This is a genomic window from Saccharothrix sp. CCNWYY140 (genome assembly GCF_037401995.1).
In the GTDB taxonomy this organism is placed as follows: domain Bacteria; phylum Actinomycetota; class Actinomycetes; order Mycobacteriales; family Pseudonocardiaceae; genus Actinosynnema.
This window is the reverse complement of sequence record NZ_JBBEGC010000109.1, coordinates 10,834-24,779: the sequence shown is the minus strand read 5'-3', so window position 1 is coordinate 24,779 and position 13,946 is coordinate 10,834. Positions and strand designations below refer to the sequence as shown.

The following is a 13,946-nucleotide window of genomic DNA, read 5'->3' as shown; positions in this document are numbered from 1 at the left end:
CCCATCGGTGGTCTCCCTGCTAGCTTTTGATCTTGAGAGCGCGCAGCGCGTTCGGCTTGAGAGCGAAGCGTCGCGTTTAAAGATCTTGAAAAGCTTGAAAAGAGCCTCGCCGGCGGGCAGGCCGCCAAGGATGGACACAAAGCAAAAGAAAAGGCGGGGGCAGGCTGGGGTGTGCGCACGCTTCGCGCGCGCCGTGCAGAACAAAAGAGCGCCCTGCGGGCGTAAAAGCGAGTGCGCAAGAGCGGCCGGCGTCAGCGGCGGAGGAGTTCGTCGATTTCGCCTGGGGTCATGGGTTTGGCGAAGAACCAGCCCTGGCCCGTGTCGCAGCCGATTCGGTGCAAGCGTTTGGCCTGCGCTGGCGTTTCCACGCCCTCCGCTGTCACTCCCAGCTGCAACGCGTGTGCCAGTTGCACCAGAGTGGACACGATCTGGACGTCGACCGGGTCTTCCTCGTCCTCCGCCCGCAATCCCTCCATGAACGACCCGGCGATCTTCAGTTCGTGCACTGGCAGGTGCTTCAGGTAAGCCAGGTTCGAATATCCGGTGCCGAAGTCGTCGATGGCGATGCGCACGCCCATGTCCGATAGCGCCCTCAAAGCCTCCAGCGGCTCGTCGGCCGTGCCCATGATGGCGCTTTCGGTCAGCTCCAGCTGGAGGTGGTGCGGGGGTAGGGAGCATTCGTCGAGGATGCGTTTCACGTCCCGGACCAATTCCGGGTCGCGGGACTGGCGGACGGCCAGGTTCACCGACACGAAAGGTGCGGAGTCGCCGAATTCGTCCAGCCAGCGCCTGGCCTGGCGGCATGCCGCGCGGAGCACCCAGCGGCCCAGGGGGACGATCAAGCCCGTTTCCTCGGCCAGCTCGATGAACCGGTCCGGGGCGAGCCTGCCGAATTCCGGGTGTTGCCAGCGGACCAAGGCCTCGACGCCGACGACCGTGCTGTCCTCCAAGCGCACCAAGGGCTGGTAGTCGACGTAGAACTCGTCGCGTTCCAAGGCCGCGGGCATGGTGGCGGACAGCGTGAACCTGGCGACCTCGCGGGCGTTGCGTTCCGGGTCGTAGAGCGCCCAGCGGGATTTGCCGTCCGCCTTTGCCCAGTACAGGGTGATGTCGGCGTCGCGCATCAGGTCGGCCGCTGTCGTGCCGGACAGGGCCCGTTCCACGATGCCGATGGACGCCGACACGGTCAGCTCGTGCCCGCCGATGCGGATCGGGGACTCCAGTTCTCGTAACACCCGGTCGGCGACGTTGACGATGTCCTGGGTGTCGCGCGAGCCCTCCACGAGGATGACGAACTCGTCGCCGCCCATGCGTGCGACCAGCTTGCCCTCGCCGGAGACCGAGTGGTCCAGTCGCCTGCCGACCTCGACCAGCAGTTGGTCGCCGATGTCGTGGCCCAGGCTGTCGTTGATGACCTTGAAACCGTCGAGGTCCAGGTAGCACAGGCCGGCACGGTGCTTGGCGCGGTTGTTGAACACCCTGCCGAGCCGTTCCAGGAACAGCGCTCGGTTGGGCAGGCCGGTCAGCGGGTCGTGCAGGGCCTGGTACCTGAGTCGGTTCTGGAGGAGGTGGCGGTCGGTGACGTCCTCGATCATCGCGACCTGGTACTGCGGGTCGCCGTGGTCGTCGCGGACCAGGGACAGCGTCAGGTGCGTCCACACCTGTTCGCCGTCGGCTCGGCGGAAGCGCTTCTCCGCCCGGTAGTGGTCGCACTCGCCGGCGGTGAGCTGGTCGTAGAGGCGCCAGACGCTGGAGCCGTCCTCCGGGTGCATCAGGTCGCGGATGTTGTACTGCCGCATCTCCTCGACGCTGAACCCGAGCATGTCCTGCAACGCCTGGTTGACGTCCAGGATGCGGCCCTCGATGTCGGCGATGCCGATGCCGATCGCCGCCTCGGTGAACATGGCCCGGAACCGCGCCTCGGACGCCCGCAGCGCCGCCTCGGCCTGGTCGCGGGCGTCCAGCACGGCCGCGCGGATGGCCTCCTGCTCGGCGAGCGTGCGTTCGCGCAGCGCGCGGGCGTAGCCGGCGGACAGCGCGCCCTGCAACGCCGCCAGGCGGGACCGCATCAGCTCGTCGGGTGCGATGCCCAGTTCGGACAGCAGGTCGTCGCCCAGCAGCTGGACCGTGCGGCCCAGGGTGTCGGTGCCGGTGAAGTGCGCCTCCACCAGGCGTGCGCCGATCTCGTAGCCGGGCGCGGTGCGGAACGGGCTCGCGTACAGGGCGTGGACCAGCACCTCGGTGAGGGCCTGGAGGTGCTCGGCGACCTCGTTCCGGGTCATCGGGACGTAACTGCTGCCGATCACCGCGGTGGCCCAGGTCCGCGCGAAGGACTCCGCCCCGGCCAGTACGGCGGGGTCGAGGTTCGATCGGCCCGGTGTCGCCACCCGATGGTCAACCTGTTCCGTCATGTCCGCCGGCCTACCGCCACAACGCAAAGGATACGGTCGGTCGCGGGTCGGAGTCGAACATCAGGACTTCCGCCCCACCGCGCCGAACCCCAGGAAGTGCGCGGCGTTCTCGTCGACGTCGTCGGGCGACTCCGGTTGCCACAGCGGCAGCCTCGCCACGCCCGGCTCCACCAGGTCGAAGCCGTCGAACAGGGCCTGCACCTCGGACTTCTTGCGGTAGGTCATCTCGCTGACGCCCCGGTTGTAGGTGCCGCGGGCGTCGTTCCACGCCGGGTCCCACTCGCCCTCCTCGTAGCCCGCGTGCGACACGGCGAGGAAGCTGCCCGGCGGCAGCGCGTCCCGGTACGCGCCGACGATGCCGTGCGGGTCGTCGTCGTCGCGCACGAAGTGCAGCAACGCGATCATCAGCACGGCGATCGGCCGGTCGAAGTCCAGCAGGTCCTGCACCTCGGGGGACTTCAGCACACCCCGCGCGTCCCGCACGTCGGTCTGCAACACGTTGACCGACTCGTTGCCGGTCAGGATGGCCCGGCTGTGCGCGACGGCGACCGGGTCGATGTCGACGTAGACGACCTTGGCGGCCGGGTCGACGGCCTGCGCGATCTCGTGCACGTTGCCCACGGTCGGGATGCCGGAGCCCAGGTCGAGGAACTGCCGGATGCCCTGGGACAGCAGGTAGCGGACGGCCCGCCGTAGGAAGGCGCGGTGGTTGAGGATGACGTTCTTCAGGATCGGCACGTCGGCCAGCACCTTGTCGCCCACGGCCCGGTCGATGGCGAAGTTGTGCGCGCCACCCAACCAGTAGTCGTAGACCCGCGCGATGCTCGGTCGCCCGAGGTCGATGTCGACCGGCGCCCAGTTGGGACGCTCCACGCTGTCCACGAGGTTCTCCTTACGCCTTGGTCCGGCCGGTTGCCCGCCGTTGCGGTGACCCTGCACATCATGGGCCAATCCGGTGAGTTAGCACACCGTCTCCTCGCGGGTAGTTGTGTTCTCATCACCGTGTCGGCGGTCACCGGGAAGAATGCCGCGCTTGTGGAGTACGTGTGGATCCCCGGCGCGGCCGGTGTCATGGTCGCCGCGGTGCTGTTCGTGGTGCAGCAGCGCCGCCGGCAAAGCCTGCTCGTGCCCACGCTGGTGGGGTCGCTGGGGGCGTTCCTGCTGGTGGCGGGCTGGTTGTTCGCGGTGGACCCGGGTGGGCCGAAGAACGAGGCGATCAAGACCGGTGGCCTCGCGGGTGGCGCGGTGGTGGCCCTGTACGCGCTGTGGCTCAACGACCGGCGCCGCCGCGTGGAGGAGAAGCGCCACGACCTGGAGACCGCGCGCCAGGACCTGGAGATAGCGCGGGCCGAACACGACCGGTCGCGGGTAGCGGACGAGAGGTTCGCCCGATCGGTTGAACTGCTGGGGCACGATACCGAGCAGGTGCGGGTGGGCGCGATGCACGCCCTGGCCGGCCTGGCGCGGTCCCGGCCCGAGTACACCCAGACCGTGCTGGACGTGCTGTGCGCCTACCTGCGCCGCCCGTTCCGGCCGGTGACCGCCGAGGGCGCCGCCGAGCAGTACACGCCGGAGAGCGAGCGCGAGCTGGAGGTGCGGCTGACGGCCCAGCGGCTGGTCGCCGACCTGCTGCCGCCCGACGACCAGGGCGGCGCCGAGCTGTACGACCTCGACCTGACCCGCGCCTACCTGGAGTACTTCGACCTCTCGCACCGCCAGGTCGGCGAGCTGGTCGTGCGGGCCGCCCGGATGGCGCGGTCGAACTCGTTCCACCACCTGGTCGTGCACGGCGGGGCGTGGTTCACCGACTCGGTCAGCGAGGGCCGGTTGCACGCGCACGACATGGTTTTCTGCGACGTCGGCTGGTTCAGCCGGATCGAGTGCCGGGAGCGGGTCGACTTCTCGCGCACCCGGTTCTTCGGGCGGGCGAAGTTCGCCGGGGCGCGGTTCGGCGGGCCGGTGTCGTTCGAGGGTGTGGAGTTCGCCGACGCGGTGGAGCGGGACGGCGTGGAGGTGGCGGCCGGGGTGGACGCCGTGCTGCCCGACGGGTGGACGGGGCTGGTGTCCAGGTGAGGGGTCGTGCGCTGCTGGTCGCGAGCGTCATCGCGGCGGTGCTGGTGACGGTCGTGACGACGGCCGTGCTGCTGTGGGTCGAGCCGAAGCTGTCCAAGTCCGAGGCGATCAAGACCGGTGGGCTGGCGGGCGGCGCGATCGTCGCCCTGTACGCGCTGTGGCTCAACGACCGGCGTCGCCGCACCGAGGAGGCGCGGCACGAGCTGGAGAGCGACAAGGCCGGGGACGAGCGGTTCGCCAAGTCCGTGGAGATGCTCGGCAACGACGCCGACCAGGTGCGGGTGGGCGCGATGCACGCCCTGGCCGCGCTGGCCCGCTCTACGCCCCGCTACAAGCAGACCGTGCTGGACGTCCTGTGCGCCTACCTGCGCCAACCCTTCACGCACCCGGCCCTCACCGAGCTGCCGGAGGACCCGGACCAGGCCTTCCACCGCAACCCCGAGAAGGACCCGCCGACGCCGGAGGAGGACCGGGAGCGGACGGTCCGGCTCACCGCGCAGCGGCTGATCACCGACCTGCTGCCGTGGGGCCAGGACCCGGACGAGGTGCTCTACCACCTGGACCTGACCGGCGCGAACGTCGAGTACCTGCGCCTGGAGGGCCGCCGGCTGGGCCGGCTGACGGCGCGGCGGACGAGGTTCCACGGCATCACCAACTTCCGCGAGGCCCGCTTCGGCAAGCCCGCGCTGTTCTCCGGTGGCGAGTTCCTCGGCCGGGTGGACTTCCGGAAAGCGCAGTTCACCGGCGGTGTGTCGTTGCAGGACGTGCGGTTCTCCCACGAGCTGGACGTGCGGGACGCGAAGGTGGGTGCGTTCCTGCACCTGCCGCCGACGCCGCCGCGGTTGATCGGGTCGCTGGGGCTGGCGGAGGGCACCCGCGTGAAGGAGGACCCGGCGGGCTGGGAGCTAACCGGTCGCGAGGGTGCGACCTTCGAGCACCATGTCGAGCAGGACTGACGCCGCCGCGCTCACGCTCGCCCCGGTCACCACGGACGTGCCGGTCGTCGGCGCGTCCGCGATGGGCACGAACCGGGCGCGGGTCGGCTTGTGCCGGAACGACTCGGGCACCAGCGCCACGCCCAGCCCGAAGCCGACGAAGTCCAGCAGCGAGTGGACGTCGTTGACCTCCACCGCGACCCGCCGCTCCACCCCGGCCTGGGCCAGCGCCTGGTCGACGTCGTCGCGGGTGCCCCAGTCGGGGTTGAAGTCCACGAAGGACTCGCCGGACAGGTCCGCCAGGAACACCGAACCCGCTTGCGCGAACCGGCTCTCCGGCCCGCAGACGAGCACCATCGGCTCGTTGTCCACGACGGACCGCGGCAGGTCGGTCGCCCGCGCCGAGGTGACGAACGCGAGGTCCAGCCGACCCGCCCGCACCTCCTCGGCCAGCTCGCCGGAACCGCCCTGGCGCAACCGGATCTCCACGCCGGGGTGCCGGTCGTGGAACCGCGCCAGCACCTCCGGCAGGTGCACGGCGTGCAGGCACTGGACGCTGCCGACCGCCAGCTTGCCGCGCAGCAGGCCCTGGACGCCGGCCACGGCGTTGCGCGCCGCGTCGACCGTGCTGAGCACGCGCCGCGCCTCCTCCAGCAGCGCCCGCCCGGCCTGGGTCAGCTCGACCTGCCGGGTCGAACGCAGGAACAGCGGCGCGCCCAGCTCCACCTCCAGGGCCCGGATGGACGCCGACAGCCCCGACTGGGCGACCCGCATCCGCCGCGCGGCGCGCGTGAAGTGGCACTCCTCCGCGACCGCGACGAAGTATTCGAGCTGGCGCAACTCCACGATTCATCACCCGAACTGCTGAATGGCATCAGGTCCTTCTGTTGGACAGCTTAATGCGAACAGCGCAGGCTGGTGGTCGCGAGGTCGCGTCGGTTTGTCGAGGTGGTTTGCGCCGATCACGTTCTTCGATCGGCGCAAACCACCTCGACGGACCGACTTCCCGGCGACCTCGCCGACCCGCCGGAGGCGGGTCAATTCGGAGCAGACGAAGGGAAAGGCACACCATGCAGCAGCGCCGGATCGCCGACGCAGAGGTCAGCGCCATCGGCCTGGGCGCGATGCCCCTGTCCATCGGGGGCAGGCCGTCGCGGGACCAGGCCGTCGAGACCGTCCGGGCGGCCCTCGACGCCGGGGTCACGCTGATCGACACGGCCGACGCCTACTCCCTCGACGAGCACGACTTCGGGCACAACGAGGAACTGCTCGCCGAGGCGCTCAAGGGCGTGGACGGCGTCATGGTCGCCACCAAGGGCGGGCACACCCGTACGACCGGTGGCGGGTGGGGCCTGAATGGCCGGCCCGAGTACATCAAGGCCGCGTGCGAGCAGTCGTTGCGCCGGCTCGGGGTCGACGTGATCGACCTCTACCAGTACCACCGGCCCGACCGGGACGTGCCGATCGCCGAGTCCGTGGGCGCGCTGGCCGACCTGCTGGACGAGGGCAAGATCCGGTTCGCCGGGGTGTCCAACTTCAACCCCGCCGAGATCCGCGAGGCCAACGAGGTGCTGGGTGGGCGGCTCGCGGCCGTGCAGAACCAGTTCTCGCCCGCGTTCCGGTCCAGCGAGCCGGAGCTGGAGCTGTGCCACGAGCTGGGGATCGCGTTCCTGCCGTGGAGCCCGCTGGGCGGCATGAGCGCCGCCGCGAAGCTCGGCGAGCGCTTCGCGGTGTTCGCCGACGTGGCCGGCGCGCACGGCGTGAGCCCGCAGCAGGTGTGCCTGGCGTGGATGCTCGCCAAGTCGCCGGTCGTGATCCCCATCCCGGGGTCGTCGCGGCCGGCGAGCATCCGCGACTCGGCCGCCGCGGTGCACCTGGTGCTCACCGACGAGGAGCTGAAGCGCCTGGACGGGTGACACCCGCCCGGATGCGGAACCGCTGCGGAAGCCCGACGATCTAGGCCAGGCGCACCAACGGTCTACGGCGAACGGGGGGCTCACCGATGAGGTTCCGCACCTGCCTGGCACACCTGGGCGCGGTCGCCATCACCCTGGCGATCGCGCCCGCCGCGCAAGCGCTGCCCGGGGGCTCCGCCGACCACCACGCCGGTTCCCAGATCGCCAAGCACGAGGGCTGGGGGCGTTCGGGCGACCCGCCGAGCGACGGCAAGGTGCACGGCATGGACGTGAGCAGCCACCAGGGTGACGTGGACTGGCCGCGGGCGTGGGCGGACGGTGCGCGGTTCGCCTACGTCAAGGCGACCGAGGGCACCGGGTACCGCAACCCGAAGTTCGCCCAGCAGTACAACGGCTCGTACGCCGTGGGGATGATCCGGGGGGCCTACCACTTCGCGCTGCCGGACCGGTCGTCCGGCCGCGAGCAGGCCGACTTCTTCGTGGACAACGGCGGCGGCTGGTCGGCAGACGGGAGGACCCTGCCCGGCGCCCTGGACATGGAGTACAACCCGTACGGGGACACGTGCTTCGGCCTGGACCAGGCCGCGATGGGCGCGTGGGTCAAGGGTTTCAGCGACCGGGTCCGCGAGCGCACCGGGCGCCACCCGGCGATCTACACGTCCACGAGCTGGTGGAACCGCTGCGTCGGCACGACGGAGTCCTTCGGCCACACCAACCCGTTGTGGGTGGCGCAGTACAACGACACCCTCGGCCCGCTGCCGCACGGGTGGAGCTACGAGACCATCTGGCAGTGGCAGGCGGCCGGGAAGTTCCCGGGCGACCAGAACCTGTTCAACGGCGGCGAGGAGCAGTTGCGGCGCTTCGCGCAGGGGTGACCCGGGCTACTCCGTTTTCGTGACCAATTAACACGAAGTATGGATATCCGGTTAGAACAGCGGCACACTGCCCAACGAGTCATCCCCTGCACTGGCTCGAAAGGTGTTCGCCATGAGAGCACTCCTCCGCGGCGCACTCGTCGCCGCGACCGCATTCACCCTGCTCACCACGGTTCTCACCCCCGCACAGGCCGCCCCCGCGGTCGACGACCACGCGATGGGCTCGCAGATCGCCAAGCACGAGGGCGGGGGCGACCGGCGGATCGTCATCGACACCGACCCGAGCGCCCAGGCGGTGGTCTACGGCATCGACGTCAGCAGCCACCAGGGCAACGTCGACTGGGCGTACTGGTGGGGCCAGGGCAAGCGGTTCGCCTACGTCAAGGCCACCGAGAGCACCACCTACCGCAACCCGTACTTCGCCCAGCAGTACAACGGTTCCTACAACGTCGGCATGATCCGCGGCGCCTACCACTTCGCCCTGCCCGACCGGTCCTCCGGCGCCACCCAGGCCGACTTCTTCGTCAACAACGGCGGCGGCTGGTCCCGCGACGGCAAGACCCTGCCCGGCGCGCTGGACATGGAGTACAACCCCTACGGCTCGACCTGCTACGGCCTCAGCCAGGCGTCGATGATCGCCTGGGTGCGGTCCTTCTCCGACCGGTACCACTACCGGACGGGCCGCTGGCCGGTCATCTACACGTCCACGAGCTGGTGGAACCAGTGCGCGCCCGGCGACTTCACCGCCACCAACCCGCTGTGGGTGGCGCGCTACGCGTCCACGGTCGGCACCCTGCCCTACCGGTGGAGCTACTACACGTTCTGGCAGTACTCGTCCTCGCCGATCGACCAGAACGTCTTCAACGGCGCCTACGATCGTTTGCAGGCCTTGGCCAACGGCTGAGCCCTCCGTCGAGCGGGTCGGGGAGACTCCGCACTCCCCGACCCGCTCAGGGTTCCGGGTTCAGGTCGATGACGACCTTCACGTCGTCCTCGTGCTTGTCGAGGGCTTCGGTGAAGCGGTCGAGGGGGACGCGGCGGGTCACGAGGCCACCCAGCCAGGTCCGGTCGGCCGCCGCGAGGGCCTCCGCCCCGGTGCGGTAGTCGGGCAGGCCGGCGTTGACCGTGCCGATGACCGCCTTGTTGTGCAGGACGATGCCGTCGAACACCGACGGGTCCAACGGGACCGGGCCGTGGTCGCCGGTCAGACCCGCGAGGACCGTGGTCGAGGAGCGGCGGGTGGTCTCCCAGACGAGCTGGGCCACGCCGGTGCACTCGATGGCGATGTCGATCTCGCCGACCTCGTCGACGTCCCGGTGGTAGTGGGCGCCCAGCGCCCGCACCAGATCCGGTTTCGGTCCTTTGTCGACACGGTCGAGCACGTGCACGTCGAGGCCGCGCTGGACGCCCAGGAGGGCCGCCAGCAAACCGATCGGGCCGGCCCCGGTGATCAGGACCGACCTCGGCTCGACGTGCGCCCGCGCGGACCGCTGCTCGGCCTGGGTCCACGCCTTGGCCACGATCGACGCGGGCTCGGTGAGCACACCGAGTTCGCCGAGGGTCGGGTCCAGGCGGACGGCGTACTTGGCCGGCACGGTCCACCGCTGCATCCCGTACCCGTCCAGCTCCTTGATGCCGCGCTCCTGGTACCGGCCGTTGCGGCAGAAGTCCCAGGCGTCCACGGCGCAGGCCGGGCACGGCTCGGGGTCCGGCCGCCGGACGACACCCGCGACCAGGTCCCCGGCGGCGAAGCCCGACCCGTCCGGTGCGGAGAGGACCCGCCCCACGGACTCGTGGAACGGCACGAAGCTGTCCCGACCGGGCGGGAGCCACCCGAAGCCGTCGCGGATGATCTCCACGTCGGTGCCGCACATGCCCACCAGCAGGCCCTGGACGACGACCTCGTCGGACGGCTCGACGACCTCCCGGTCCACCACCGTCGCCAGGTCGGGCTTGCCTGGCACCACCATCGCGGCCCGCACCGTGTCACCCACGGGACGAGAGGCTACGTCGCCCACCGCGACCCGACGACTCAGCGCACCGCCCTCCGCTCCTTGCTGGTGGCGCCGACCGGCGGCGAGCCGGCCGGGTGACGCCGGAGTTCCCAATGGCGACGCTGCGTGCCCGCCGATCGGATAACTTGTGGCCATGCGCCGTGCCGTGCCGCTCCTCGCCGCCGTGTTGCTCCTCGCGGGCTGCTCCGAGTCGACCACCGGCTCCCCGACCCCGGGCTCGCCGACCGGCGAGACCACCGCGTCGTCCGGCAAGCCGACCTCGACGTCCAAGGAAGCGGCCAAGCGCCCGAAGACGATCAACATCAAGGACGTCGACCCCTGCACCCTGCTGACCGACGCGCAGCGGGCCGAGCTGGGCCTCAACCGCCCGCCGCAGAAGAGCACGTCCACCGTCCACCAGTCGCCCAGCTGCGGCTTCGACCGCGAGGACCGCACCTGGGGCACCACGCTGGTGACCGCGACGAAGGCCGGCGTGGAGTTCTACACCGACGGCAGCTTCGACGCGGAGGCCCAGCAGCTCCAGGTCGCGGGCTTCCCCGCGGTGATCGCCAGCACCCCCAAGGACCAGACTTCCTGCTGGGTGGGTGTAGACGTGTCCGACGGTCAGATGGTGGTGACGCAGGTGACCAGCCTCAAGGGTGAGGTCCCCCAGGGCCGGCTGTGCGAGCTGGCGCAGCAGATCGCGGGCGCCGCCACGACCACCCTCGCGGCCCGGTGAAGTCGAGTAAAACTACTCGCTTTGCACGTGGAACCATCCACTCGCGTCATGCATCAGAGCTAGAGTCATCCCAAATGCACACGCTGGGGTATGTGCAGCACTACAGGAGGGTGTGCCGTGTTCATCGCGGATGGTGGTGGCGGGGGTACCACGGATACTCCGCCGGCGTACAGCGGGACGCAGCAGAAGCTGCACGTCGACCCGACGGCGATCCCCGAGGCCAAGAAGGTGTTCACGGAGGCCCTTGACCGCCTGGACATCCAGTTGCGCGACGCGCGCGACGCGCTGTGGGCGAAGAACTGGGCCGGTGACCCGGTGAGCAAGGAGACCGCGCAGAAGTTCAACCAGGACACCTTCGAGGCTGGTGACTCCGCGGCCCTCACCGCGATCATGAAGTACCGCGAGCAGCTCGACGGCGTGATCAAGCAGCTCCAGGCCATCGAGGACGACTACCGCCGCGTGGAGGGTGACAACGTCGCCTCCTGGGGACGCGTCAAGCGCGACTGACCACCAACCACAGACTGATGGACAACGCACCCGAGGGGGGCGAGCACGATGGGTGACCACCGCTGGCGCGGGTATGCCCACCCCGATCTGCACCGCATGATCAACGAAGGCCCGGGCGTCGCCGCCTCCCGTCCCATCGAGGACAAGTGGAAGGCGCTCTCCGACACCCTGGCCGACATCGACGAGTCGATCCACCGCGGCCTGGACAAGCTGGGCGCGAAGTGGGAGGGCTCGACCGCCGACGAGACCCAGAAGGCGCTGTCGCCGCTGGCGCAGTGGGCCGGGGACGCCAAGACGGGCTCGGACACGATGAAGGCTTCCGCGCAGCTCCAGGCGGACTACATCGCGGACGCCCGCAAGGAGATGCCCGAGCCGGTCAAGGTGACCACCGAGGCCCCGTCGACCGGGGACAAGATCCTCGGCGCGCTGACCGGCCCGGCCGGGATGATGCACGTCATCCAGCAGCAGAAGGACCACGAGGCCCAGGAAGCCCGGCAGGACAACGCCGAGGCCAAGGCCGTCGAGGTGATGAACAACTACCAGTCCAGCAGCGAGTGGAACTCCAACACGCTGGGCGAGTTCGTCCCCCCGCCGCAGGTCGTCGTGGACACCCCGCCGCCCGGTGGCCAGCAGGGCTACAACAACAGCAGCGCGAACTACACCACCACGCCGTCGTGGACGGCCCCGGGTGACGGCAACGGCACCACGCGCCCGTCGTGGACGCCGCCGCCCACCCAGCCGCCGACGGCCCAGCCGCCGACGTTCCCCAGCGGCACCACCAACCCGTCCTGGGTCAGCCCGACCCCGGCACCCACCCCGCCTCCGGTCACGCCGACGCCCACGCCGCCCATCGGTGGTCTGCCCCCGGGCAACCCGCCGACCGGCCCCGTGCCGCCCGGTGGTGGCTGGAAGCCGCCGACGAACCCGCCCGGTGGCCCCAAGCCGCCGATGCCGCCGCACGGTTCCGGGCCGAACCGGCCGGGGATGCCGGCGCGTCCGGGTATGCCCGGCATGCCGGGCGGTCCCGGTGGTCCTGGTGGCCCCGGTGGTCCTGGTGGTCCGAACGGCGCTGGTCGCGGCTTCGGTCCCGGCGGTCCGGGCATGCCCGGTGGCCCGGGCATGGGCAACCCCAACGGGATGCCCGGTCGCGGTGGCATGGCCGGTGTCGGCGGCTTCGGCCCCGGCGCGGGCGGCCCCGGCGGCCCCGGTGGTCGTCCCGGCGGTCCGGGTCAGGGCATGGGCGCGGGTGGCGCGGCCGGCCACGGCGCGAACGGCGAGGACGACATCGAGCACAAGGCCGCCGACTACCTGGTCGAGACGGACGACGTGTTCGGCGACGACCGCCTCGTCGCACCGCCGGTGATCGGCGAGACCCCGCAGTAGTTCGACCAGTCTGGCGTCCAGGCCGGGACCTCTTCGCGGGTCCCGGCCTGGACTGGCAACAGGGCTCCATCGTCGGGGTGGGGCCGGTGCTCGGGTGACGTGGAGCAGCAGCAGTGACCATTTTCGGGGGGCAGGCCGAGAGGGAGCCGATCACCCTCTCCGCCGAGGAGTTCGACGTCCTGTGGGAGCGGCTCGACGTCGGGCCGATGCCGCTGGTGATCAAGGTGCCGTCGCCGGGCAAGACCCACCAGGAGCGGGCCGACCTGGAACGCCGCGTGTGGCAGGCCGTCGGTGCGCGGGGTTTGGGCGGCCCGACCGGGCTGCACCCCGAGTTGGACTACCTGCTGCGCCAGTTCGTGCGGCCGGAGCGCGAGGTCGACGGCCGGATCTGGGTCGGGCGCAGCGTGCGCGTGCTCGGGGTGGCCAACGGCGACCACGGCGCGGTCGCGACCCTGACCGACAACCAGCTGACGTTCCGCCGCGCCGCCGGCAGCGGCCTGCCCAGCGCGGTGCTCGGAACGCTGCCCGCACACCCGTCCGGCACCGGCCACTCGGTGACCATGCCCAGCGCAGACCTGGAGAAGGCGGTGAAGAACTCCGACGGTTCCCCCAAGAGCCTGGAGAACTCGCTGCGCAACCACGGCGTGCGCCAGGAGGACGCGACGACCCTGGTGAAGATGTTCACCGGCCTGGTCCACACCGGCAACTTCGGCGCCGCGGCCCGCGACAAGTACGGCAAGCGCTGCCGACCCGACCGCGTGGTGGCGTTCTTCGACACGGAGGACGGGCGGTACTTGCAGCAGCGCCGGGCGTCCAACGGGTCGGAACCGTGGAGCACCTTCACACCGACCGACGGCCGCCGGCTGACGCACCAGGTCGAGGAACTGCTGGCGGAAGCCGTACGCGCAGCCAAGATCTAACGCCCGCCCCCACTAGCTCGCACCGCCACTTGCGCGCGCCACCGCTCGCGCCCGCCACCACCCGCTCGCACCACCACCCGCTCGCACCACCGCTCGCACGCACCGCCGCTCGCGCGCCACCGCTCGCACGCACCGCCGCTCGCGCGCCACCGCTCGCACGCACCGCCGCTCGCGCGCCACCGCTCGCACGCAC

At 70.7% G+C, this 13,946-nt stretch carries 13 protein-coding genes; 9 read left to right on the top strand and 4 right to left on the bottom strand.

Going from position 1 to position 13,946, the window contains the following annotated elements:
* Nucleotides 1-251: 251 nt before the first annotated feature.
* On the bottom strand, nucleotides 252-2,411 hold the full coding sequence (locus WBN91_RS31395; protein WP_337727867.1) for a putative bifunctional diguanylate cyclase/phosphodiesterase: 2,160 nt from the start codon (nucleotides 2,409-2,411) through the stop codon (nucleotides 252-254).
* A 60-nt stretch (nucleotides 2,412-2,471) separates the two neighbouring features.
* Nucleotides 2,472-3,293: an SAM-dependent methyltransferase gene (locus WBN91_RS31390; RefSeq protein ID WP_337727866.1), complete on the bottom strand. Its 822-nt coding sequence runs from the start codon at nucleotides 3,291-3,293 to the stop codon at nucleotides 2,472-2,474.
* 120 nt (nucleotides 3,294-3,413) lie between these two features.
* Here WBN91_RS31390 and WBN91_RS31385 point away from each other — a divergent pair, with 120 nt between their 5' ends.
* Complete coding sequence (locus tag WBN91_RS31385; RefSeq protein ID WP_337727865.1) at nucleotides 3,414-4,484, top strand: pentapeptide repeat-containing protein; 1,071 nt, start codon at nucleotides 3,414-3,416, stop codon at nucleotides 4,482-4,484.
* Complete coding sequence (locus WBN91_RS31380; protein ID WP_337727864.1) at nucleotides 4,481-5,440, top strand: pentapeptide repeat-containing protein; 960 nt, start codon at nucleotides 4,481-4,483, stop codon at nucleotides 5,438-5,440. The genes WBN91_RS31385 and WBN91_RS31380 overlap by 4 nt, the downstream gene beginning before the upstream one ends.
* Here the strand turns inward: WBN91_RS31380 and WBN91_RS31375 are convergent.
* Nucleotides 5,390-6,265 carry a LysR family transcriptional regulator gene (locus WBN91_RS31375; protein ID WP_337727863.1) on the bottom strand — a complete coding sequence of 292 codons (876 nt, stop codon included), beginning with the start codon at nucleotides 6,263-6,265 and terminating at the stop codon, nucleotides 5,390-5,392. The genes WBN91_RS31380 and WBN91_RS31375 overlap by 51 nt on opposite strands.
* A gap of 224 nt (nucleotides 6,266-6,489) precedes the next feature.
* On the opposite strand from WBN91_RS31375, the gene WBN91_RS31370 reads away from it, so the two are divergent.
* From WBN91_RS31370 to WBN91_RS31360, 3 genes are all read left to right on the top strand, one after another.
* Complete coding sequence (locus WBN91_RS31370; RefSeq protein ID WP_337727862.1) at nucleotides 6,490-7,335, top strand: aldo/keto reductase; 846 nt, start codon at nucleotides 6,490-6,492, stop codon at nucleotides 7,333-7,335.
* Nucleotides 7,336-7,421: 86 nt separating this feature from the next.
* Nucleotides 7,422-8,210, top strand: coding sequence for a lysozyme (locus tag WBN91_RS31365; RefSeq protein WP_337727861.1), 789 nt, complete (start codon nucleotides 7,422-7,424; stop codon nucleotides 8,208-8,210).
* A gap of 112 nt (nucleotides 8,211-8,322) precedes the next feature.
* Entirely contained in the window at nucleotides 8,323-9,114 is a 792-nt protein-coding gene (locus WBN91_RS31360; RefSeq protein WP_337727860.1) for a lysozyme, read from the top strand.
* A gap of 46 nt (nucleotides 9,115-9,160) precedes the next feature.
* Here the strand turns inward: WBN91_RS31360 and WBN91_RS31355 are convergent, their stop codons facing one another.
* A complete protein-coding gene (locus tag WBN91_RS31355; protein ID WP_337727859.1) occupies nucleotides 9,161-10,204 on the bottom strand; it encodes a glucose 1-dehydrogenase in 1,044 nt (347 codons plus the stop codon).
* Between the two features lie 154 nt (nucleotides 10,205-10,358).
* Between WBN91_RS31355 and WBN91_RS31350 the strand changes: the two genes are divergently transcribed.
* The 4 genes from WBN91_RS31350 to WBN91_RS31335 all read left to right on the top strand — a co-directional run bounded on the left by WBN91_RS31350 (nucleotide 10,359) and on the right by WBN91_RS31335 (nucleotide 13,753).
* A complete protein-coding gene (locus WBN91_RS31350) occupies nucleotides 10,359-10,943 on the top strand; it encodes a DUF3558 domain-containing protein (protein ID WP_337727858.1) in 585 nt (194 codons plus the stop codon).
* 117 nt (nucleotides 10,944-11,060) lie between these two features.
* Complete coding sequence (locus tag WBN91_RS31345; RefSeq protein ID WP_337727857.1) at nucleotides 11,061-11,450, top strand: transcriptional regulator; 390 nt, start codon at nucleotides 11,061-11,063, stop codon at nucleotides 11,448-11,450.
* A 48-nt stretch (nucleotides 11,451-11,498) separates the two neighbouring features.
* A complete protein-coding gene (locus WBN91_RS31340; protein WP_337727856.1) occupies nucleotides 11,499-12,833 on the top strand; it encodes a PPE domain-containing protein in 1,335 nt (444 codons plus the stop codon).
* A gap of 113 nt (nucleotides 12,834-12,946) precedes the next feature.
* Complete coding sequence (locus tag WBN91_RS31335; RefSeq protein WP_337727855.1) at nucleotides 12,947-13,753, top strand: ESX secretion-associated protein EspG; 807 nt, start codon at nucleotides 12,947-12,949, stop codon at nucleotides 13,751-13,753.
* The last annotated feature ends 193 nt before the right edge of the window (nucleotides 13,754-13,946 follow it).

Bases quoted from the DNA above. Each gene is read 5' to 3' on its own strand.
- WBN91_RS31395 (WP_337727867.1), bottom strand. From the start codon at position 2,411: ATGACGGAACAGGTTGACCATCGGGTGGCGACACCGGGCCGATCGAAC.
- WBN91_RS31370 (WP_337727862.1), top strand. From the start codon at position 6,490: ATGCAGCAGCGCCGGATCGCCGACGCAGAGGTCAGCGCCATCGGCCTG.
- WBN91_RS31365 (WP_337727861.1), top strand. From the start codon at position 7,422: ATGAGGTTCCGCACCTGCCTGGCACACCTGGGCGCGGTCGCCATCACC.
- WBN91_RS31360 (WP_337727860.1), top strand. From the start codon at position 8,323: ATGAGAGCACTCCTCCGCGGCGCACTCGTCGCCGCGACCGCATTCACC.
- WBN91_RS31350 (WP_337727858.1), top strand. From the start codon at position 10,359: ATGCGCCGTGCCGTGCCGCTCCTCGCCGCCGTGTTGCTCCTCGCGGGC.
- WBN91_RS31340 (WP_337727856.1), top strand. From the start codon at position 11,499: ATGGGTGACCACCGCTGGCGCGGGTATGCCCACCCCGATCTGCACCGC.